Source organism: Phaeobacter sp. G2, from assembly GCA_025163595.1.
GTDB lineage: Bacteria > Pseudomonadota > Alphaproteobacteria > Rhodobacterales > Rhodobacteraceae > Pseudophaeobacter.
The window spans coordinates 472531-495404 of the sequence record CP104100.1 but is presented as its reverse complement, the minus strand read 5'-3'; the positions used below and the strand labels follow the sequence as shown (position 1 = coordinate 495404).

At 60.2% G+C, this 22874-nt stretch carries 19 protein-coding genes; 10 read left to right on the top strand and 9 right to left on the bottom strand.

The features are described 5' to 3' along the window. Positions 1-127: 127 nt before the first annotated feature. The gene (locus tag N1037_02320) at positions 128-895 is read left to right on the top strand and encodes an aspartate/glutamate racemase family protein (GenBank protein UWS79878.1); all 768 of its coding nucleotides are present in this window, start codon (positions 128-130) and stop codon (positions 893-895) included. A 75-nt stretch (positions 896-970) separates the two neighbouring features. Here N1037_02320 and N1037_02315 read toward each other — a convergent pair whose 3' ends face one another. The 7 genes from N1037_02315 to N1037_02285 form a co-directional block, all read right to left on the bottom strand. Next, positions 971-2251 (bottom strand): ABC transporter permease, encoded by a 1281-nt coding sequence (locus tag N1037_02315; GenBank protein UWS79877.1) that lies wholly within the window; start codon positions 2249-2251, stop codon positions 971-973. Beyond that, complete coding sequence (locus N1037_02310) at positions 2248-3168, bottom strand: ABC transporter permease (GenBank protein ID UWS79876.1); 921 nt, start codon at positions 3166-3168, stop codon at positions 2248-2250. The genes N1037_02315 and N1037_02310 overlap by 4 nt, the downstream gene beginning before the upstream one ends. 11 nt (positions 3169-3179) lie before the next feature. Beyond that, positions 3180-4292 (bottom strand): ABC transporter ATP-binding protein, encoded by a 1113-nt coding sequence (locus N1037_02305; protein ID UWS79875.1) that lies wholly within the window; start codon positions 4290-4292, stop codon positions 3180-3182. Positions 4293-4453: 161 nt separating this feature from the next. Further along, positions 4454-5578 (bottom strand): extracellular solute-binding protein, encoded by a 1125-nt coding sequence (locus N1037_02300; GenBank protein ID UWS79874.1) that lies wholly within the window; start codon positions 5576-5578, stop codon positions 4454-4456. A 282-nt stretch (positions 5579-5860) separates the two neighbouring features. After that, a complete protein-coding gene (locus N1037_02295) occupies positions 5861-6700 on the bottom strand; it encodes a hypothetical protein (protein UWS79873.1) in 840 nt (279 codons plus the stop codon). Positions 6701-6762: 62 nt separating this feature from the next. Next, positions 6763-8466: a Na/Pi cotransporter family protein gene (locus tag N1037_02290; GenBank protein UWS79872.1), complete on the bottom strand. Its 1704-nt coding sequence runs from the start codon at positions 8464-8466 to the stop codon at positions 6763-6765. 1 nt (position 8467) lies between these two features. Then, a complete protein-coding gene (locus N1037_02285; protein UWS79871.1) occupies positions 8468-9274 on the bottom strand; it encodes a DeoR/GlpR family DNA-binding transcription regulator in 807 nt (268 codons plus the stop codon). Positions 9275-9492: 218 nt separating this feature from the next. On the opposite strand from N1037_02285, the gene N1037_02280 reads away from it, so the two are divergent. Further along, positions 9493-11049 carry a sulfatase-like hydrolase/transferase gene (locus N1037_02280; GenBank protein ID UWS79870.1) on the top strand — a complete coding sequence of 519 codons (1557 nt, stop codon included), beginning with the start codon at positions 9493-9495 and terminating at the stop codon, positions 11047-11049. A 138-nt stretch (positions 11050-11187) separates the two neighbouring features. Then, complete coding sequence (locus N1037_02275; protein ID UWS79869.1) at positions 11188-12453, top strand: DUF4147 domain-containing protein; 1266 nt, start codon at positions 11188-11190, stop codon at positions 12451-12453. Between the two features lie 21 nt (positions 12454-12474). Here N1037_02275 and hpaR read toward each other — a convergent pair whose 3' ends face one another. Further along, positions 12475-12909: a homoprotocatechuate degradation operon regulator HpaR gene (gene hpaR, locus N1037_02270; protein UWS79868.1), complete on the bottom strand. Its 435-nt coding sequence runs from the start codon at positions 12907-12909 to the stop codon at positions 12475-12477. 143 nt (positions 12910-13052) lie between these two features. On the opposite strand from hpaR, the gene hpaD reads away from it, so the two are divergent. The 7 genes from hpaD (at position 13053) to N1037_02235 (ending at position 20725) form a co-directional block, all read left to right on the top strand. Beyond that, entirely contained in the window at positions 13053-14033 is a 981-nt protein-coding gene (gene hpaD / locus N1037_02265; protein UWS79867.1) for a 3,4-dihydroxyphenylacetate 2,3-dioxygenase, read from the top strand. A 74-nt stretch (positions 14034-14107) separates the two neighbouring features. After that, complete coding sequence (locus tag N1037_02260) at positions 14108-15517, top strand: pyridoxal-dependent decarboxylase (protein ID UWS79866.1); 1410 nt, start codon at positions 14108-14110, stop codon at positions 15515-15517. Between the two features lie 200 nt (positions 15518-15717). Further along, positions 15718-16893 (top strand): substrate-binding domain-containing protein, encoded by a 1176-nt coding sequence (locus N1037_02255; GenBank protein UWS79865.1) that lies wholly within the window; start codon positions 15718-15720, stop codon positions 16891-16893. Positions 16894-17048: 155 nt separating this feature from the next. Beyond that, positions 17049-17825: an ABC transporter ATP-binding protein gene (locus tag N1037_02250; protein UWS79864.1), complete on the top strand. Its 777-nt coding sequence runs from the start codon at positions 17049-17051 to the stop codon at positions 17823-17825. After that, positions 17818-18540: an ABC transporter ATP-binding protein gene (locus N1037_02245; protein ID UWS79863.1), complete on the top strand. Its 723-nt coding sequence runs from the start codon at positions 17818-17820 to the stop codon at positions 18538-18540. The genes N1037_02250 and N1037_02245 overlap by 8 nt, the downstream gene beginning before the upstream one ends. Positions 18541-18626: 86 nt before the next feature. Beyond that, positions 18627-19658 (top strand): branched-chain amino acid ABC transporter permease, encoded by a 1032-nt coding sequence (locus N1037_02240; protein ID UWS79862.1) that lies wholly within the window; start codon positions 18627-18629, stop codon positions 19656-19658. Beyond that, a complete protein-coding gene (locus N1037_02235; GenBank protein ID UWS79861.1) occupies positions 19655-20725 on the top strand; it encodes a branched-chain amino acid ABC transporter permease in 1071 nt (356 codons plus the stop codon). Before N1037_02240 ends, N1037_02235 begins: the two co-directional genes overlap by 4 nt. Before the next feature lie 335 nt (positions 20726-21060). Here the strand turns inward: N1037_02235 and N1037_02230 are convergent, their stop codons facing one another. Continuing rightward, positions 21061-22725, bottom strand: a complete 1665-nt coding sequence (locus N1037_02230) for a mucoidy inhibitor MuiA family protein (GenBank protein ID UWS79860.1) — start codon at positions 22723-22725, stop codon at positions 21061-21063. Positions 22726-22874 lie beyond the last annotated feature (149 nt).

Here is a 22874-nt window from a genome sequence, read left to right as displayed (position 1 = left end):
TTGCCGGGCCGTCAATGTCCATCCAGCCTTTCTCCTTTGCCAACCAGGTTCTGCTGCTTCTCTCTTGCAGAGCCAGGCATTGGCGGTAAAGGTCACAGCAGATGTCCCCCGCCAGGAGCCTATCCACATGCCCCATTTCCCCTATCGCCTCACCGGCCCCATCGGCTCTGCGGCGACGCTTGGGCTGATTGTCCTGCAGGTGGATGAAACCATCGAACAGGATTTTCGCCGCCTGTTCGTGGCGCCTGATGTGGCGCTCTATATCAACCGAATTCCGTCGGGGGCGGCGCTGACGCCGGACACCATTGCCCAGATGGGGCGCGACCTGCCCGCCGCAGCCGCCTTGTTGCCACAGGGCGCCGCGTTTGACGCCGTGGCCTACGGCTGCACTTCGGGCACCACCATGATCGGAGTGGACCGGGTGCGTGATCTGGTGCAGGGCGCAGTACATACGCGCCACGTTGCCCAGCCGCTGAGCGCAACTCTCGCCGCCTTTGCCGCACTAGAGGCCGCCACGATTGGGCTGGTTTCCCCTTATATAGACACTGTTTCCGGGCCTATGCGGCAGACATTTGAAGCCGCAGGTTATGCGGTGCCCGCCATGGTGTCCTTTGGCGAGGAGGTCGAGGCAAATGTCGCCCGCATTGATCCCGCCTCTATCCACACTGCAGCGCTGGAGGTCGGATCAAACCCAGAGGTGGAGGCGGTGTTTCTCAGCTGCACCAACCTGCGGACACTGGATATTATCGCGGATCTGGAACAGCGCCTTGGCAAACCCGTGATCAGCAGCAATCAGGCACTGGCCTGGCAAATGGCGCGCCTGTCCGGCGCACCGCTGGCGGCGGATGCGCCGGGTGTTTTGTTCTCCAAACCGCTGCCACGGGACAAAACCTAGGGACAGTCACAAAAGAAAACCCCGCCCAGCAGCTTTGGCCGGGCGGGGTTTGTGTGTCTAGCAACTGGCAAGAGATCAGTTGTCGGATCCCTCGCTAGCGTCATCACCGCCCAAGGCACTGGGAGCAAAAACACCGCCAAAGCCGGAGTTGTTGCCCTCACTTTCGGTCTCGGCCTCTGCCCCGTCGCCGCTCAGGGTGCCGGGGGCAAAGACGCCACCAAAACCTGAGTTATTACCGGTAGCAGGCTGGGACTGAACCGGCGCGGTTTCGCCCTGCTCTTCCTGTTGCTGCTGACGGCGCAGCTCACGCTGTCGCAGCAGTTCCTGGATCCGCAGTTCGGACTCCATGCGCTTTTGCTCCTGCACATCCGCGATACATTGCTGCGGACTATAGACAGTCGCCGTGCCAACCACGGTCACCGTGGCACAGGCCACAATCACCAGGGCAACAGCCGCCCAGTTGGAGCTGAGAAAGCCGGGCAGTTTGAACTGGCCTGAGCTCAGCTCTTCCACCGTGGCATCCTTGCGGGCCTCGGCCACCAGTTCCTTGCGGCGAATATTGGCCTCGTTGAACAGGGCAGCAAACACCGTGAGCAAAACGATAATAAAGGCCAGCGCCGAAATGGCGGGGGTGATCCCGTAGCGGACCTTTTGTGCCAGCTCGATGGTCAGGGTTGGGTATTCCCCAAAGGTGAAGGTGGTGGTGTTGTAGTTTTCAAAGCTCGCCAGAAAGGCCAGCACTGCGGCTGAGGCAATGGCGGGCTTCATGAAGGGCAACAACACCTTGCGAAAGGCCTGCGCATGGGTGGCGCCCAGATCCAGCGCTGCCTCGGTCAGGGCGATGTCATAGCGCTGCAGTCGTGCCACCAGCACCAGCATGCAATAGCTGGCGATGAATGTAGACTGACCAATGACCGTCAGGAACAAGCCGTTGGACAGGAAGCTGTCCGCCCCCAGGCCCACCATTCGGTTGATCCGGTCCCAGAACACCAGCGTCGAGATACCAATAACCACACCCGGCACCAGAATTGGCGCAATGATGATGGTGTAGTAGGTCGCCCGCAGCTTGGGCCAGATCTGGGTCAGCATCAATGCGCCCGCCAGCCCCATGGCCACCGACAGCACAACAGTGCCTGCGCCCACCAGGATGGAGTTCTTGATCCCATTCAGGATCCGTTCGTCCTGAAACAGAGCCGAAAACCACTCAAAGGTCAGGCATTCCCAGGGCGTCGCCCGCGGGAACTCCGGTGAGTTGAAAGCGGTGATCGACATGATCACCAGCGGCCCAAGCAGATAGGCAAAGAAGATTGCCAGATAGGCCCAGATGCTGAGGCGCATAAGAGAAAGGTTCTTCATTTGCCGATATCCCCCATGTTCACCTTGAAGACCCGCATCAGAGCAAGCACCAAGAGGATACAGGTGACCAGCAGCACCACCGCATAGGCCGCGCCCTGTGGCCAGTCAGAGTTGTCGTTGAATTGCTGGTAGATCAACTGCGTGAACCACAGCGACGAAGGCCCGCCCAGGATCTGCGGTGCCGCCAGCGCCCCGGCTGACAACATGAACACCATGGTACAGCCCGAACTGATGCCCGGTTTGGCATAGGGAATGACAACCCGGCGGTGGATCATTGACCAGCTGGCGCCCATATCGCGCGCCGCTTCGATCTGGTTTCGGTCCAGGCTTTCGATCACATTGTAGATCGGGAAGATCATCAACAAGATATAGGCATAGCCCAGGCCCGCATAGAGCGCGATATCGTTGCGGACAAAGTCAAAGGGCGTATCAAATATCCCGGCCGCCACCAGCAGATTGTTCAGCACGCCGGTCTCGCCAAAGATGATGCGCAGGGCAAAGGCGCGCAGGATCTCGTTGATCCAGTAAGGGATGATCAGCATCAACGCAAAGATACGGATGTGATTGCCCTTGGTCTGGGCCAGGTAATAGGCGATCGGGTAACACAGGATCAGGTTGAAAATGGTGACAAAAATCGCCGCGATCAGGGTGCGGTAAAACACCTTGAGATCCACCGCGTTGTAGTCCTGGCTGCCGCCTTCGGGGCCAAAGACCAGATATTTGTAGTTCTCCATCGTATAGACGTCTTTTGGCCCGCCGATCTCAGGCGGTGGCAGGTTGGGACGGAAGGAGAAATCCAGCATCGACAGCTGCGGCAGGATGATCAGACCAATGGTCCAGAACAGCACCAGCCCCAGCATCAGTGAGCCAATGCCCAGACCATTGCGGTCAAAAAACTCTTTTAGGAAACGAGGCATTGCCGCTCTCCCTATTCGGTGGCCAGATCGCCAGCGGGCAGGGCCACAGCGTTCTGGACATCATATTGCAGGGTCATCGGTTGCCCCTTGTGGCTGTCAAAAGACTGGCCAAGGTTCGGCAACGAGACCTTCATTTCCTTGCCGCCTTCGCCTTCCATGAAGATATTGAAACTATTGCCTTCAAATTCTTCGTTGGTGACGGTGGCGGTGACAAAGTGATCGCCTTCGGTGCCGACCGGTGCCAGGGCAAAGGCTTCGGGACGGATGAACATCATCGCGTCATCCCCCGGTTTCATCTTGCCCTGATTGGCCGAAGAAACCCGCGCCAGCAGATCCCCTGACCGGTTGGTGCTGATCATTGCGGTGTCGCCCGTCACCTGTTTCACCTTGCCCCGGAATACGTTGTTTTCGCCGACAAAAGACGCAGCAAAGGCGGTGGCCGGGTCATTGTAGATGGTCTTGCCATCACCAATTTGATCAATGACACCTGCGCGCATCACCGCGATATTATCGGACATGGTCAGCGCCTCGCCCTGATCATGGGTGATGTAGATAAAGGTGATGCCAACGCGTTTTTGAATTTCCCGCAGCTCGGTGCGCATGTGCTGGCGCAGTTTCAAGTCCAGCGCCGAAAGTGGCTCATCCAGCAGCAAAACATCCGGTTCCGCACAAAGAGCACGGGCAATGGCCACCCGCTGGCGCTGGCCGCCTGACAGCTCCGAGGGCAGTTTGTCGCCCTGCCCCGGCAGCGCGATCATGTCCAGCAGCTCATCTGCGCGCTTGCGACGGTCCCGCGCCGACACACCTTTAATTTCCAGGGAAAAGGTTATGTTCTCCCAGACCTTCATCAGCGGAAACAGCGCCAGATTCTGAAAGATCAGCGCAGTGGGACGTTTGTTCGGGCCGATGCCCTTCATATCCTTGCCGCCAATCAACACCTGACCTTCGCTAGGGTCTAAAAACCCCGAAACAGCGCGCAAAATCGTGGTTTTGCCGCAGCCAGAAGGCCCAAGGAAGGAAAAGAAATCGCCTCCGTTGATATGCACATTTGCGTCGCGCACGGCGACAAAATCTCCAAAGCGGATCCAGAGGTTTTCAAGATCTACGCCGACCCCAGCACTCATGTGGTCTCTCCTCAGCTCACAGCTCCTTTGCCCGGTGGAGAATACCCCCGGCGCAAACAGGCTGCTCTGTTCATTCAGATGTGTGTGATGCGTCCATGGGACATGCATGGCGCCCAGGCTGGCCCCTGGACGATCCAGGGGCCAGTTGGCTCAAAAACGGATCAGGCGCTTTTGAACTTATTGACGAACTCGGTCCGCACTTCAGCATACCAAGGCGCTTCGGCAGGCCAGGGGTTCAGATTGGCCAGGCTGTCGCCAGGATAGGCTTCGGCAAAGTTCTTTTTGTAGACATCCCCCGAGAAGGTATCTGCACCCAGAACCGGCGAGTTGTAGCCGTGGCTGTCGATCGCCTTACCAGCAGCTTCCTTGCCAAAGGCGTAGTCGATGAAGGCATAGACCTGCTCTTCGTTCTTGGCACCAACGGGCATGGACATGCCGTCAACCCAGGCCATCGCGCCTTCAACAGGCGCTTGATAATGCACTGGCTCACCTGCTGCTTTCAGCGCCAGTGGTGGGCCATCCCAGGTCTGACCAACCACAACACCTTCGTTCAGCAGACCGTTTTTCTGGGTGTCGGCATCGTTCCAGATCAGCTTGATCCGGTCTTTGCGCGCCATACACCAGTCGGTGATCTTGCCCCAAACTTCGCGCATGGTGTCTTCGTCACCATAAGCCGCCCAGACGGAGCCAGGCTCCATTGCGCCAGAGGCTTCCATGTAGAGCCCCGCGCCCAGCATCATCGAATGGGCACGGCCCATGGTTTTGCCGGCGTTTTCTTCCGACCAGACATCGCCATAGGACGGCGCGTCGCCGGCTGGCAGCCATTTGTCGGTGCGGTAGGCGACACCTTCGGTGCCCCAGATATGAGGCAGCCAATGCACGCCGGCGCCGTCAAAGTTCCATGCCGATGTGCCGATTTTTGCCATCGCCGGGTTCACCGCGTCGATGTTGACTTTGTTCATGTCAAAGGGTTTCAGCAGCTCCAGTGGTCCCCACTGCAGCGACCGGTTGTTGGTGGGCGAGACGATGTCAAAGCCCTGACCCTTGGTGGCCTTCATCTTGTTGATGATTTCCTCGTTGGAACCAATACCGGTGTAATTCACCTTGATGCCGGTCTTTGCCTCAAAGCCTTCGATAAAGGCTGGGGGCAGGTAGTCCGACCACATCAGAATGTTGACTTCACCCGAAGACGCCAGCGCGCTTTTGGAATAGAGCGGCGCTGCAAGAGCAGCCGCACCGGCACTTTTCAGCAGGGTCCGGCGAGTGACGCTAGATTTGGTAGTCATATTCAAATTTCTCCCTAGTGGGTTTGTTGGTATCGTTTTTTATTGTTTTTGGTACATTAAAGAGTGCGAGGCATTGCGCCCAACAAACAGTGACAGTTTCAAAAACTGATAAGGCCAAAATGCCGCAGCGGCAAAAAAATGGCTCCAGTTTTCAGGTGACATCGCCCGATTCTCCTTAACCCTTGCAGAATAAGGTGGTGTCGTAACAGGAGTTTGCGCCTCCCAAGCCGTTCCGTCAATGTAAACAGCCTTGCAACCCGGCTTGGACAGGGCGAGTGCCTGTCAAACAGACAGCCCGATCATGGCCACGCCCAGCGCCATCACCACAGCCGCCCCGAGACGGCGCATCCAGTTGCCTTCCCGCAGGAAAACAAAGCCAATCAGGGCGGCAAAAATGACCGAGGTTTCGCGCAGGGCCGAGACCGCCCCCAGCGGTGCGAAGTTTTTCGCAAAGAGCACAAGACCATAGGCCGTCATCGAGACAAAGCCACCCAGAATGCCGATCAACCAACTGCGCGCCGGGATCTGCGCCAGCACCTGCCGTCGGCGCAGGCCAATAAAGGCGGCAATAAACAGATGCCCAAAGGCGCCCCAGGCCCAATAGCTGAGCGTATTGCCCGACAGGCGGACCCCGAGACCGTCGACCAGAGAATAGAGCGAAATACAGACCCCAGTGCCCAGCGCATACCGCAACGCAGTGCTGCCCACCCCCGATTTCAGCGCCTGCCAGCTGCTCAGCTGGATCCCCAGGCCAATCAGGCCAATGCCGAACCAGGCCTGCAGCGGCAGGAACTCCCCGGCAAAAACCATCGCCCACAGCGCCACCAGCGCAGGGACAACGCCACGGGCGATGGGGTAAACCACGCTCAGGTCGCCATGGCGATAGGCCTGTCCCAGCATGTAAAAATAGCCAAAATGGATCAGTGTCGACAGCGCCACATAGCCCAGGCTTTCCAATTCCGGCAGCGGCAAATAGGCCACCATGACCGCGCCGGGAATGACGTGACCCAGCGCCACCAGCCCCAGCGTCGTGGTGCGATCCGCCGCCGTTTTAACAATCGCGTTCCAAACCGCATGCAGCAGCGCGGCTGACAGAATGATGGCAACAACAAAGGGCGTCATGTTCCGAGAAACCTTTTTAATTCTGGCGATAAAACGCCCCGTTTAGAGCCTGTTTCACGCGGTCAACTGGCTTCCATCTCTTCGATCAATCGGGTCTCCAGCAGCTGGCCATTCTGATACAGCAACGGATAAGAGACCGCCGCCACGTGGCTGTTGAACTCGCGCAGGGCTCGCAGGGTTTCCAGATGAATATCCGAGGTTTCAAAACTGTGCCCGGTGCCCCGCTGCAGCCGCTTCAGGTGGCGCTTGCGGCTGTCGCGCTCCATCCGTTTTAGTTCGGTCTTTTCCAGGTTGAGCAACCGGGCGCTTTCCAGATCGTTTGAAATCAGCACATTCGAGGCAAGCCGCAGATTGGCCATGATCGCCTCATGCATATGCAGGATTTCATCCCAGCCCTCTTTGGAGAACCGCAGGTGTTTTTTGTTCAGCTCCCCCGCCAGTACCGCCAAACGCCGCGCCGCCACATCGCCGGCGCTTTCCAGGCGGATGGCATATTCCACCATTTCACGGGCTTGTTTCAGCTCAGCCGGGGTAAAGTCCTGTTCGGGAATATCTGCCACATAGGAACGGATCCCTGACAGGCAGGCATCGACCTCGGGGTCCAGCTCCTGAACTGCCTTGATCTGCGCGCCGTCACCGGTTTTATACAGGTCCGAGAGCGGGCGAAACATGGTCTCGACCAGATCAGACATCCGCAACAGTTCCCGTTTCAAATTGGCCAGAACCTGCGCCGGTGGGCCATAGTGCCCCGGCTCCAAAGCGCTCGGTGGTCGTCCTGTCAGGCCAGCTTCCGGCACCGGGGGTTCTGCCATCAGGCGTGTCATCAAGGGCTCGAGTCGGCGGCAGATCGGCAGCGCCAGCAGCAACAGCGTGCCGTTGAAGGCAAGATGCAGATAGACCAGCATCTGCCCACCCATCGCCCCAACCTGCGGCCCGATCTGCAGCGCGGCCGCCAGGCTCGCACTTAGGCTGTCACCCAGGCCAGAATTCACCACCAGCAGGCAGGTCACCGCCCAGGTGCCGCGCAGGCCGAGGTTGGCATAGGGGATGCGCCGCGCGCTGTGTCTCATCCCGCGGCTCAGCCAGACAGGGATAAAGCCAGAGCCAAAATTTGCGCCCAACACCAGCGACAGACCTGCCTCAAAGGGGATGGCGCCGATCTGCACCAGGGTCACGCACATCAGAATGGCCGCCACCGAGGAATGCATCACAAAGGCAAGCCCCGCCCCCACCAGAAAGGCAGTGATATAGTCCCGCGCTAGATAGCCTGCCACGGCGGGCAAAAAGGCGCTGTCACGGATAGGGTCCATTGCCTCGCGCAAAAAGCGCAGCGAAATCAGAATAAAGGCGATCCCCATAAGGATCCGCCCCGCCTGCCGGGTTTTCTTGCCCTCGGTTTTGACAAAAAGATAGCCGCCCACCGCCAATAGCACCGGCACCAGCCAGTCCAGATCGAAGGACAGGATCTGAATAATCAGAGCCGAACCCAGATCGCCCCCCAGCACGATGGCCAACCCGGTGGGAAAGGCCAGATACCCACCAGAGGCAAAGCCCGTCACCAGCAGCGTGACCGCCGCAGAGCTTTGCAGGACCAGCGCCATCCCAACGCCGACACCACCCGCATGCAACTGGCTGCCGGTTCCGGTCAAAAGCCGCTGAAACGAGGCGCCATAGCTGCGCTCGATGCCGGTGCGCACCATACGCACGGCAAACAACAAAAACATCGTCGCCCCAGCCAGGCTGATGAGAAACGTCAAAATGGCCATATCATGCCTCTTCGGATATTGCGGTGGCCAGGGTGAACTCCACCCCCCAGTCCAGCAGCGACCGCGCCAGTTTCTTTCCCGGCTCCCGGTCACTGACCAGATGCGTCAGTTGCTGCGGGTCTGGCCCACGATGTGGGGCGCTCTCGGAGAATTTTGCATGGGTGGTCACCACCATGATCTGCTCAGCCGCAGCAGTGACAGCAAGGGTCAGCTCTGCCTCGGCGGCGTTGTGAAACAACAGCCCGTATTTTGGTGACAATGCATCGGCAGATAAAATCGCCACATCAAAGGCAAACCGGGCAGCTTGCATTTCGGCTACCGGGCCAAAGGTGCCGCGATCGTCGCGACACATCTCACCACCCAGCAGATGCAGCCGGTTGCCATTGTGGTTGGCCAACAGCTGCGCCACCCCGATGGAATTGGTCACCACCGTCAGATTACGACGCTGCCGCAGGGCCTCTGCCACAAAGGAGGTGGTGGATCCCACATCCAGAAACACCGTCATGCCATCGGTGATCCTGGGCAAAACCGCTGTCGCAATCTGCGCCTTCTCTGTTGGGTTCTCCCCCATGCGCCGGAAAAAGCTGGGGCCTGCCTCGCCCGTGCCGCGCGGCCCCACCAGATAGGCTCCGCCATGGACCCGCTCAACCGAGCCCGCCTTGGCCAGGGCCTTGATGGTGCGGCGCACGGTTTCTTCCGACACATGCAGCATCATCGCCAGCTCGGCGCTGCGCCCGGATCCGCCCAACCGCCGCAGGGTTTCAAGCAGTTCAACCTCCCGGTGGGACGGCGCTGTAGGACGGGGCATCGGGCAAAACTCCACAAAGACGGCAGATACAGTTCACAGTTTTGCGGCAAAATGTCAGGTTAGCGCCAACATGGCAAGGCAAACCCCACAAATTCCCAAAATTACTCTCGATAGCGGTCAATATCGGTCAAAACCGTCAAGAAACCCTCTTCCCAAATCACAAATGACAGGCTTATCTGGCGCCAATGAGGCCCCCAGCTGACAAAGGACTCCAGCCTATGAGCACCGATCAAGCCCAGAAAAAGAACGTGCTGTTCATTCTGATCGACCAGCTGCGGGCCGATTGCCTGACAGGCGCGCTCGCCGCGCATGTCGCCCTGCCCAACCTGCGGTCCCTGATGGCAGAGGCGGTAACGTTTGAGCAAAATTATACCGTGGTGAACCCCTGTGGCCCCTCGCGCGCGTCAATCCTCACCGGGCAATATGCGATGAACCATCGCTCGGTGCGCAACGGCACCCCGCTGCGCCATGACACCCCCACCCTGCCCGGCGAGATGCGCAAGGCGGGATACACTCCGATGCTGTTTGGTTATACCGATACCGCCCGTGACCCCCGCACCCATCACCCCAATGATCCAGCCATCCGCACCTATGAACAGCATATGGACGGCTTTCAGGAGATGTTGGAGATGCGGCTGGAGATGTCCTATCCTTGGCGCGCCGATCTGCTCTCCAAGGGCTATACATTTGACAATTACTGGGATCTGCACAGGCCGGTCTCGCCCACTGGTGGCCCGGCCCGGCTGAACGATCCGGCGCCCTATTCGGCAGACGACAGCGACACCGCCTTTTTGACCAATCGGTTTCTGGCCACCATGCCCGCCTATGGCGACCAGAGCTGGTTTGCCCATCTCACCTATATTCGCCCGCACCCGCCGCTGGTGGCGCCTGCGCCCTATAATGCGATGTATGATCCTGCCGATCTGCCGCTGCCTCTGCGCCATGGCACGGCGGCGGAGGAATGCGCGATGCATCCGTTCTTTACCCCCACAACCCAGGCCTCTCCCCCGGCTTCTACGGTTTTGGGCTTTCCTGATCTGCAGCCAACGGATGAAAATATTCAAACCCTGCGGGCGCTTTATCTGGGGCTGGCAAGCGAAGTGGACGCCCATATCGGCCGGGTGATGCAGTTCCTCAAAGACAGCGGTCAGGACGACAACACCCTGGTGGTGCTGAGCGCCGACCACGGTGAGATGCTGGGCGACCGCCACAGCTGGGGCAAGTTCACCGTCTATGACGCCGCCTATAAAACTCCGCTGATCATCCGCATGCCCGGCAATGGCGCACGGGCCGGATCTGTGGTGCAGCAGATGACCGAATCCATCGACCTCACTCCGACCATTCTGGACTGGGTGGGGCAGGAGATTCCCAATTCAATGGATGGTGCCTCGCTGGTGCCGTTGCTGCGCGGTGAAATCCCCTCTGACTGGCGGCAATACACCTATTCCGAGCTGGATTTTGGCGACCCGCAGGGGCAGACGATCTGGCAACAGATGCTTGCCACCCCGACATCCCAGTCCAGCCTCGCCATTCTGCGCGATGGGCGGTTCAGCCTGGTGGAGTTTGCCGCCGACCTGCCACCGCTGCTGTTTGACCATCAGGGCGCCGGCGAAATGGAAAACCTGGCGCAGGCCCCGGCGCTGCAGGCGGATCTGGCACGGATGACCCGGCAGATGCTGCGCCACCGGATGCGCAACGCCGATCACAGCCTGTCGCTGCATAGCATCACAACCGATGGGCCACGCCAGCAAAAGCGCCACAGGCCGGGAACCTAGCCCCGCCAGCGCTTTGCGTCCCGCATCAACTGCGATCCGCCCCCTTGACCTAACCCCTGGCGCTCAGGCAAAACCGCCATAGATTTAGCGGTAACACGGCGCGGGTTCGCCCGCTGGCAACGCAAGGTAAAGATCAAGATGACCTCCCTTCCCCAAGACGCCCGCACCCTGTTTGACGCCGCCGTGACCCGCGCCGATCCGGCAAAAGCGCTCAGCCAGGCGCTGCTCGCAACGCCGCTCCCTGCCTTGGAACCCGGCGGGCAGGACTATATCCTGGCGCTCGGCAAAGCGGCGGTTCCGATGATGCAGGAAATGCTGCGCCATATCCCAGAGCCGCGTCAGGCGCTGGTGATCACCAACCCGGAAAACCTGACAGAGGTCCCCGGCGCCAGGGTTCTGGCCGGGTCACATCCGGTGCCCGATCAGGCCAGCGCCGATGCCGGCGCAGCGGTCATAGATCTGGTGTCGCAAACCACCGCGCAGGACCGCATCACCGTGCTGGTCTCGGGTGGGGGGTCGTCGCTGATGGTGGCGCCTGCGGCGGGGATCAGCCTAGCAGACAAGGCCGCTGTTGGTGCGGCGCTGCTGTCTTCCGGGTTGGACATTAATGAGATGAACCTGGTGCGCCAGCACCTGTCCGAGCTGAAAGGTGGCGGGTTGCTGCGCCATGCGGCCCCGGCATCGGTGCAGGCCTATATCCTGTCGGATGTGATTGGCGATGATCTGCGCGCCATTGCCTCGGGACCGACCGTTTCGCCATTGGGGGATCGCGCGGCGGCGCGCGCCCTGTTGCAGCGGGCCGGGATCTGGCAGGATCTGCCCGAGACAGTCAAAACCCATCTGTCACAGCAGCCGCCCACCAGCCCCCTGCCGGAGGCACAAAACAGCCTCATCGGCTCCAACCGTCACAGCCTGGCTGCGATGATGGAGCGCGCCCGCGCCCTGGGATGGCAGCCGCAGCTGGTCAGCGATCATCTGACTGGCGATGTCTGTGAAGCGGTTGAAGAAATCCTGCACGCGGCCAAGGCCGCGCCAGCGGACCAGCCCGTCGCGCTGATCTTTGGCGGGGAGACCACCGTGCGCCTGCAGGGCGATGGGCGCGGTGGCCGCAACCAGGAACTGGCCCTGCGCATGGCCCAGCGCGGCGCCTCCGAGCTGAGCGGAGACTGGCTGTTCCTATCCGCAGGCACCGATGGCCGCGACGGCCCAACCGATGCGGCCGGCGGCTTTGCCACCCCGCAGACCTGGCAGGCTATTGCCGAGGCGGGCCAAGACCCTGCCGCTTTGCTGGCCAATAACGACAGCTACGCCGCGCTCAAAGCCGCCGAGGCCCTGCTGATCTGCGGCGGCACTGGCACCAATGTGGCGGATGTTCAGGTTTTTCTGCGGCGGGCAGCTGACTAGGGTCCTGCCCCTCAAGCCCGCTCACAGATCAATCGCATCAAGCTCATTGAGAAGATCCAGCAGCGCCTCATAGCGCTCCTCTCCCATTTTTTCACGGGTGCGCTCGACGATGGCGATGCTGGCGGCAATATTGGCCTCGATGATTTCGGCCCCTGCCGCGGTGATGCGGATCACCTGGCGGCGGCGGTCCACCTGGTCGCGCTCGCGGCTGATCAGGCCTTTTTCGTCCAGCTTTTGCAGGATCCGCGTCAGGCTGGGCAGCAGCAGGCAGGCCTGATCGGCGATCTCGGTTGGATCAATGCCGTTGCTTTCCTGCACCACCCGCAGCACCCGCCATTGCTGCTCCGTGAGATCCACATCGCTCAGCAGATGCCGGATCGGTCCCATGACTCGTTCACGCGCCCGTAAAAGGGCGATCGGCAAGGAGCGGGCGGTAGAGGGCAATCTGTTCTTCATATCTGCTTATCACTCATAATCCTGCCTAAAGGCAATTGCGGTCGCGATTTTTCACTGTTTGACAAACCACCCCCCAAAAGCTACACATGTTAACAACAAATGTGAAGCCTTTCGGCTTTCCGGTCCCCAACAGGAGCCCAGCCATGCCAGTTCCCGCCCCCGTGCTTTATCCCCCTTTCAACATCGTTCGGCTGTCCCATGTGGAGTACCGCGTCACCGATCTGGCCGCCTCTCGCAAATTCTATGTCGAGATTCTCGGTCTTCAAGTCACCGAAGAAGACAACACCCACATCTATCTGCGGGCTATGGAGGAGCGCGGCCATCACTGCATCGTGCTGGTCCAGGCGGACACGGCCGAAGTCGGCGTGCTGGGCTTTAAGCTTTACGATGCGCCCGATCTTGAAAAGGCCGCCGCATTCTTTGCCGACAAAGGCCTGCCGGTGGACTGGGTTGAACGCCCCCACATGGGGCGCACCCTGCGCACCCGTGACCCCTGGGGCATTCCGCTGGAGTTCTACGTCAAGATGGAGCGCATGGCACCGATCCATCAGGAATATCGGCTCTATAACGGGGTAAAACCCCTGCGGATTGATCATTTCAACATGTTCTCGGCGGATGTGGATGCCTCTGTCGCCTTTTACAACGAGATCGGTTTCCGGGTGACGGAGTACACAGAGGACGACGAAAGCGGCAAGGTCTGGGCTGCCTGGATGCACCGCAAGGGCGGCGTGCATGATGTTGCCTTTACCAATGGCACCGGGCCGCGCCTGCATCACAGCGCGTTCTGGGTGCCGACGCCGCTCAACATCATTGATCTGCTCGATCTGATGTCCACCACCGGCTATGTCGACAATATCGAACGTGGCCCGGGCCGCCATGGTATCTCCAACGCCTTCTTTCTGTATGTGCGCGACCCTGACGGCCATCGGATCGAGATCTATTGCTCGGATTATCAAACCGTTGATCCCGACCACGAGGCCATCAAATGGTCCCTGAAAGACCCACAGCGCCAAACGCTTTGGGGGGCACCGGCGCCGCGCAGCTGGTTCGAGGAGGGCTCCACCTTCGAAGGCGCCACCACCCAAGACAGCGCCCTGACCGCACAGCCAATTATCGCCCCTTAGTATAGCAATTAGGACAGCACCCTCCCCTTGGGGGCGGCTATCCGGGCCAAGGCCCGAACACTGGAGTTTTGACAATGAAATGGGATGAATTCTCAGGCTGGGGCCGCCGCATTGCGGATTGGGCGCAGGACTATCACCTGACCGTTGGCGACAAGCCGGTGCGCGCCCGCACCGAACCCGGCGAGGTGCTGAACGCCCTGCCAGCAACACCCCCCGAGGGCGGCGAGGGCATGGAGGCGATCTTTGCCGATTTTGAAGAGATCGTGATGCCGGGGATCACCCATTGGCAGCACCCGCGTTTCTTTGCCTATTTCACTTCCAATGCCGCTGCGCCCTCGGTGCTGGCGGAATTCCTGACCTCTGCCATCGCGCCACAATGTATGCTCTGGCAGACCTCTCCGGCGGCCACAGAGATGGAAACCCGGATGATGGACTGGCTGCGCCAGGCGCTGGATCTGCCCGAGGAGTTTCAGGGTGTCATTCAGGACAGCGCCTCCTCGGCGACCCTGGCTGCGGTCCTCACCATGCGGGAAAAGGCGCTGAACTGGCAGGGCAACCAACAGGGGCTGTTTGCGCAGAAACCACTGCGGATCTATTGCTCGAGCGAAGTGCATACTTCGGTGGATCGCGCCATCTGGGTCGCCGGGATTGGCCAGCAAAACCTGGTGCGCGTGCCGATCAAAGGCGACTGGCGCGGCATGGACCCTGCCGCCCTGCGCCAAGCAATCGAGGCCGACATCGCCGCCGGGATGCAGCCTGCCGGGCTGATCCTCTGTGTTGGCGGCACCGGCACCGGCGCCACCGATCCGGTGGATGAATGCCTGCAAATCGCCGAAGACTACGGGCTCTACAGCCATATCGACGCCGCCTGGGCGGGATCGGCGATGATCTGCCCCGAATACCGCCATTACTGGCCCGGGGTCGAGCGCGCCGACAGTATTGTCTTTAACCCGCATAAATGGCTGGGCGTGCAGTTTGATTGCTCGGCGCATTTTTTGAAAAACCCCGACGATCTGGTGCAGACTCTGGCGATCAGTCCCGAGTATCTGAAAACCCACGGCAAAGACGGTATCATCAACTACTCGGAATGGTCAGTGCCGCTGGGGCGGCGTTTCCGCGCGCTCAAGATCTGGTTCCTGATCCGCACCTATGGGCTGGAGGGCCTGCGGCAGCGCCTGCGCAACCACATCACCTGGTCCGAAGCCCTGCATGACAAGCTGGCAGCGACACCGGATTTTGAGATCGTCACCCCGCCGATGTGGTCGCTTTGGACCTTTCGTTATGCCCCCAAAGGCGCCTCCGATCTGGATGAGTTGAACCTGAAATTGGTCAATGCAATCAATGATGACGGGCGGATTTACCTCACTCAGACGCGGGTGGATGGCGATCTGGTGATCCGCTTTCAGGCCGGTCAGTTTGAAACCACCCAGGCCGACGTGATGATGGCCCACGGTGTCATCACCGAAATCGCAGCAACGCTCTAACGCGCCTGCCGCTCCTTGCCTGGCTCCTCTGGCTGTCGCTTGCAGCCGGGGGAGAGGCACAGTAAGCCTGCGGGGCGGGAGAGAGGCGACATACGTATTTCCCTGCAATTGACCAAAATGCGAGGCCGCCGTTAGCCTGAAGGCACAGGAGCGAGACTGCGCCAGCCCTACACATTGGCGCGCCCTCAGGGAGGAACGACATGACACGCACTTTGCTAGCAGGAATGGTCTCTGCACTGGCACTGGCTTCGGCCGCCACTGCAGATATCAAGATTGCCCATATCTATGGCAAGACCGGCCCGTTTGAGGCCTATGCCAAACAAAGCCACGACGGGCTGATGCTGGGGCTGGAATATGCCACCGGCGGCACCATGGAGATCAATGGTGAGCCAATCGTGGTGATCGAAAAAGACACCCAGCTGAAACCAGAGAACGGCAAGGCCCTGCTGGAAGAGGCTTACGGCGACGACGAAGTTGATCTCGCCATTGGTCCGGTCAGCTCGGGCGTGGCCCTGGCAATGCTGCCGGTTGCCGAAGAATACGAAAAGATCCTGATTGTTGAGCCCGCCGTGGCCGACAGCATCACCGGCGCCAACTGGAACCGCTATATCTTCCGCACCTCGCGCAATTCATCGCAGGACGCGGTATCCAGCGCCATCGCGCTGGCGGCTGACAACGTCAAGATCGCCACTCTGGCGCAGGACTATGCCTTTGGCCGCGACGGGGTCGCCGCCTTCCGCGAGGCCCTGGCCACTCAGGGCATCGAACTGGTTCACGAAGAATACGCCCCCACCGACACCACCGACTTTACCGCCGCGGGTGAGCGCATTTTTAACGCCATGAAGGACCTGGACGGCCCCAAAAAGCTGTTTGTGATCTGGGCCGGGGGTGGCAACCCGCTGGGCAAGATCAACGCCATGGATCCGGGCCGCTTTGGCATCGAATTTGCCGGGGTTGGCAATATCCTCGCCGCGCTGAAAGGTTTCAAAGACTATGAAGGCATGGAGGGCGGCACCTATTACTACTACGAGCTGCCCGACAATGAGGTAAACGACTGGCTGGTCAAAACCCATTTTGAGCGTTTTGATGGGCCGCCTGATTTCTTCACTGCCGGGGGCATGGCCGCAGGCATCGCCGCAGTTGAGGCGATCCGCAAGGCGGGCTCCACCGATACCGAGGAGCTGATCACCACGATGGAAGGCATGGAATGGGAAACCCCCAAAGGCACCATGCGATTCCGGGCGGAGGATCACCAGGCACTGCAGACCATGTACCACTTCAAACTGACCGTGCAGGACGGTGTGGAATGGGCGGTGCCAGAACTGGTACGCGAACTGCCGATCGACGAGATGCCAATCCCGATCCGCAACCAGTAAGCCTGTAAACAGTCAATCTCCATGGCCCAGGGATCTCATCTTTGGGCCATGGTTTTTCAGCAGCGGGCCGCGCGGCCCCAGTCTGCCCCTTTTCTCAGACCGGGCGCGCAGCCAGTTGCGCGGCACGTGCCTGCAGAGAACACTCCGAGATCAAAATGACCCAACCCATTCTGAAGACCCGTGACCTGACCGTCCGCTTTGGTGGCCATGTGGCTGTTGATGCCGTCAGCTGCGCGTTTAACGCCGGTGAGCTCACCGCGATTGTCGGCCCCAATGGCGCCGGAAAAACCACCTATTTCAACTTGATATCAGGCCAGATCCCGGCCTCCGCCGGTCAGGTGTCACTGCGCGGTCGCGACATCACCCGCGCCTCGGTCTCTGCCCGCACCAAGGCCGGCATCGGCCGCGCCTTTCAGCTGACCAATCTGTTTCCAGGGCTGAGCGTGCTGGAAAACCTGCGGTTGGTGGTGCAGGCAAAACTGGGGCGTGGTTTTAACCTGTGGTCCATGGTGTCGCGCCACCAGGACCTGACGGATCAGGCCGAAGAGATCCTCGCCCGGGTGCATCTGCTGGATCAACGGGATCAGGTGGTCTCGGAGCTGTCCCATGGCAACCAGCGCAAACTGGAGGTCGCCCTGCTGATCGCTCAGGACCCGGATGTCTATATGTTTGACGAACCCACCGCCGGCATGAGCGTCGATGAGGCCCCGGTGGTGCTGGATCTGATTGCCGAGCTGAAACAGCAAAAAGACCGCAGCATTCTGCTGGTCGAACACAAGATGGACGTGATCCGCAGCCTCGCGGATCGCATTATCGTGTTGCACAATGGTGCCCTGGCCGCAGATGGCGCCCCGGCTGAGGTCATGGCCTCGGATGTGGTACAAGAAGCCTATATGGGCCGTGGTCTCGAAGGAATTCTCGCAGATGTCTGATGCCATCCTGACGCTGGAGGGCGTCTATACCAATATCGCTCAGTACCATATTCTACAGGGCGTCGATCTGGCGGTGCCCCGTGGCGGTGTCACCATGCTGTTGGGCCGCAACGGTGTTGGCAAAACCACCACCCTGCGCAGCATCATCGGCCACTGGCGCGCCCATCAGGGCCGCATCCTGTTTGACGGCACCGACATCACCAAGCTGCCCACCCCGGCCATAGCCCGTCTTGGTATCGGATTTGTGCCCGAAGACATGGGCATCTTTGCCGATCTCACGGTTGAAGAAAACATGACCCTCGCCGCGGTCAGCGGCCCGATCAACTCGGCCCGGCTCGACTGGATCTTCACCGCCTTCCCGCCGCTGAAAACATTCTGGAAATCCGATGCCGGCACGCTGTCAGGCGGGCAAAAACAGATGCTGTCGATTGCCCGCGCGATGATCGAAGAACGTAAGCTATACTTGATTGATGAACCCACCAAAGGCCTGGCGCCCGCAATCATCTCGACCATGGCCAAGGCTCTGAAAGATCTCAAAGATCAGGGTGCTTCGGTGTTATTGGTGGAGCAGAATTTTGCCGTCGCCAAAGCCCTTGGCGACAGCGCCAACGTGATGGATGATGGCCGGATGATCTGGTCCGGCGAGATGGCGGACCTTGGCCGCGATGCTGCCCTGCAGGAACGGCTGATGGGCCTCAGCATGGAGACCCACTGAATGTCCCGGTTCCAAAGCTTCTCCCCCAGCCCGTTCCTGGCTGGAAACTCCGCCCCCGCGCCCTATAAACTGATGGAGGCTCTGATATGAGTGCCGCCCCCGAACATGCGCCCACGATGGCCCAGGCCACCCTGTCTGAGCGCATCGGCCCCTATATGCCCGTCCTGCTGGTGCCGCTGCTGGCCATCGCCGGATTTCTCGCGATCCTGAATCCTGCCAGCTGGCTGACCCTCACAGTTTCCGGCCTCGCCATGGGCATGATGATCTTCATCATGGCCTCGGGACTGACGCTGGTTTTTGGCCTGATGGATGTGATCAACTTTGGCCATGGTGCCTTTGTCTCTGTCGGCGCCTTTGTCGGCATCACCGTGCTGATGGGACTGGGCCACCTGACCGAAGCCCCCTCGCTGATGCTCAACCTCGGCGCGGTGCTGCTGGCTGTCATCGGGGCCATGCTGGCCACTGGCGCCATGGGCTATGCCTTTGAAAAAGTCATTGTCGCCCCCGTTTATGGCCATCACCTGAAACAGATCCTGGTCACCATGGGCGGGCTCATCGTGGTGGAACAGCTGATCATCGTGCTTTGGGGTCCGGAAGAGATCTATTTCAACCGCCCCGAAGCCCTGAAAGGTGCCGTGACCTTTGCCGGCGCCGCGATCGAAAAATACCGGCTGGTGGCGGTGGCCGTGGGCCTTGCGGTCTTTGCCACCATGCGCTGGGTGCTTCGCCGCACCAAAATTGGCCTGATTGTGCGCGCCGGTGTCGAAAACGGTGAAATGGTGCAGGCGCTTGGCTACCGGCTCAAGCTGGTCTTTGTCGGTGTCTTTATTGCCGGCTCTGCCCTTGCGGGGCTCGGGGGCGTCATGTGGGCGCTCTACCAAGAGGTGATCACCGCCCATATGGGCAATCACGCGATGATCCTGATCTTTATCGTGGTGATCATCGGCGGGCTTGGCTCGGTTGAGGGCTGCTTCATCGGCGCGCTCCTGGTTGGGCTGATGCAGAACTACATCGCCTTTATCGAGCCCAAAGCCGCCCTCATTTCCAATATTGCCCTGATGGTCACCATTCTGATGTGGCGCCCTATGGGTATGATTCCGGTGGTAAAAGCAAAATGATCCGCTCTCTTCTCTCTGGCGATATGCCGCGTTCCTTGCCACTGGCGCTGATCCTTGGCGGCATTCTGTTCTGCCTGGCGCTGGCCCCCTTCTTGTTTCCCGGCGTGCGCACAGTTGATACCGCGGCGCGGATCTGCATCTTTATCGTGCTGGTGGCCAGCTATGATCTGCTGCTGGGCTATGGCGGTATCGTCAGTTTTGCCCATACCATGTTCTTTGGCATCGGTGCTTACGGCGTTGCCCTGACCTCTGCCCATATGGGACGCGGCTTTGATGCCATCGCCATCGGCGCCCTGGCAGGCGCAGGTCTGGCAGCGGCTCTGGCGCTGCTGATCGGGCTGTTTTCGCTCCGCGTCAGGGCTATCTTCTTTGCCATGATCACCCTCGCGGTGGCCTCCGCGGTGGCGGTGCTTGTCAGCCAGCTCTCGGGCCTGACGGGCGGCGAGGATGGCCTCACCTTCAAAACCCCGCGCGAACTTGGCCCTGCCTTCAAATTTGGCAAAGACACCTTTGGCGGCACCCTCTTTGGCGTCAAACTGAACGGCAAACTGCTCGCCTACTACTTTGTTTTCATTGGCGCCACCCTGCTGTTTCTGGCGCTGCTGCGCGTGGTGAACTCCCCCTTTGGCCGGGTGCTGCAGGCAATCCGCGAAAATGACTTTCGCGCCGAATCCATTGGCTACCGGGTAGTCTACTACCGCGTGGCCGCCACCTGCCTTTCAGCGGCAATTGCGGCACTGGCGGGCTCTCTTTATGCGGTCTGGCTGCGCTATGTGGGCCCCGACACCGTGCTGTCGATGGAGCTGATGATTGATATCCTCCTGATGGTGGTCATCGGCGGCATGGGCACGCTCTATGGTGCGATGATCGGCGCCACCCTGTTTGTGCTGGCGCAGAACTACCTGCAAAACCTGATGGGCGCCGCCTCTCATCTGGTCGAGGGACTGCCGCTGCTGCCGGAACTGCTCAGCGCCGACCGTTGGCTGCTCTGGCTGGGTGTGCTGTTTATCCTCAGCGTCTACTTCTTCCCAACCGGCGTTGTGGGGCGGCTGCGCGAAAACCGCTAGCCCGGCCCCTTACGAGCTGCCACCTACGGGTCGCTGTGTTTCGCGGGTCAAGGGCCGCTGCAAGCGGCCGCGCGCCAGCGCGGTTCACCCTTGACGCGCAGCCCTTTCACAAACTTAAAACAGGCGCCTCAGGGCAGACCTGCCCCTGAGAGCCTTCTCAGCAGACTTTCTTTTTTGCACCGCGCCAGCGGTGCCCCCTCACAAAACCAGCACCGCGACAGCGGTGCTGGGCCCAACGGGAACGGGTGGATCTTTGATCCATTCCCGTTCCGGGCGGGAGCCCCCCCTTTATGCGCAAGGCCTGATGGAGGTATATGGCCTGGACAAAATCTGGCTCAGCGCAGCAGCTTGCCCTCAGGCCAGCTCAAGGTGGTTTCCAGACGGATCAGCCGGTCCGCTCCCGGAGCCAGATCAAACTCCCAGGCCAGAATACCGCGCTGTTTGTCGACATTCTCCTCGCTGACACTGGGCGCGGCACTCCAGCTGATTTCCAGCTCTTCCTGCTCGCTATAGGGCACCCGGTCCATCAGGCGCAGCGGCCAGGTCTCCCCTGTCAGGTTCTCCACAGAAATCTCGACCACTTCCTGCTGCTGGTTGCTGCGCGAGATCATCCCACGCTCACCTTCGCTTTTCTGCAACACATCCCGTGTCAGGCGCAGGCCGTGCAGCGCGCCAAAGCCCAGTTCAGCCTCTTGCCCAACGGCCAGTCTTTCGAACTTCGAAAAGGTCACCAGTTTGCCATCCACAAACATCGGCACCCGAGCACTTCCCAGCAAGTCACCGTCAAAATCATTGGTAAACTTCGCCACCCGATAGGCGGTTTCATCCCGCATCGGTACCGCAACTGCCAGTACTTCGGCCTCTGTGGTCAGACTGTCCATCTCAAGCTTCAGAATATCCGGGCCAGAGGCAATGGAAACAGGATGGGAAAAATGATAGCTGGCCCCGGGTCCGCTGGTATCCGCCCCCCATTGCACACCGCCAGCGCCCTCTTCCATGATCATGGGCTCGACGATTGGCTGCGCCAGCAAACCAACTCCGGAATCATCGGATGCTGCAAAATCCTGGTTGCGCATTTTTGGTTCCGGGCGCGGGTCCTGCAGCCACCGTTGTAGGGCGTTGATGTGGGAAGGTGTCCCGCGCTCCCCCGGTTGCAGGGTTGATATCGTCAGATCAACGCCGTTCCAGTTCTCGCCGGTTGCTTGCCAGACGTCAAAGCCGCGCTTCAGTTCCAACTCGGGGGTCTCCCCCGTGGTCAAATGCCACTCATAGCTTGGCTGCGAGGACGCGTATCCACTGGTGAAATAGTTCAGCTCCAGCGCGCCGGGTCCGGCTTGGGTCACATCCACCGCAACCACCAGATAGAACCGATTTGCATCCTGAACCGCGACGGCTGCCAGGGCCTGTTCAGCATCTTTCAGCTCCTCTGCAAGGTCCTCCAGCTGATCCTCGATGGCGCGGGCGCGGATCTGGGCCTCCAACGCCTGCTTGCCTGCGGCACCGGCCTCCGTCGCGATCATCCGGGTGATATCGCGCAGGGCCTCCGCGCCAGCCTCTGCCAGGCCCTCATTGCTGCCCAGCTGCTGCAAAAAACCAATCGCCGTTTGCGCCGCCGCCGCGTCGCTCTCGGCCCGGCTTGCCTCATCGCGAACCGCCTGAATACGGGCCTCAACCTCTTTGATCACCGCCTCAGCCGCCAGAACCTCTGGATCGTCAGCCCGTCGAGGCGGCGCGCCATCCTCACGGAACAACAGCGCAGTCTGTCGCGCCCCGGTCAGATCCAGTTGCAGCGTTTCCAAATCCGCCGAATAGGGAATATTGCTCAGGATCAGACGATGTTGACCGATTGGCAGGTCAAACTCCGCACGGCGGGTGATCGCAGCCACCTCTGGGTAGACCGTGACCTCGGTCACCTGGCTGTTGACGGTAATGTCATCGGCCCAGGCAAGGCTGGCGACCGAACTGGCCAGCAACGACAGCAAGGAGAGGGAAAAACGCATGAATATCTCACAATCAGGTTTGGAGTGCAGGCCCTGTCCCACCGCCCCTGAGTGAAACAGCAGTCGACCCGCTCAATAGTCCTGACAGTAGAGTATCAAGTCGCAGCTAAAAGCAGAAGTTGCCAAGCAGTTGCGATCTGGCGCAAATT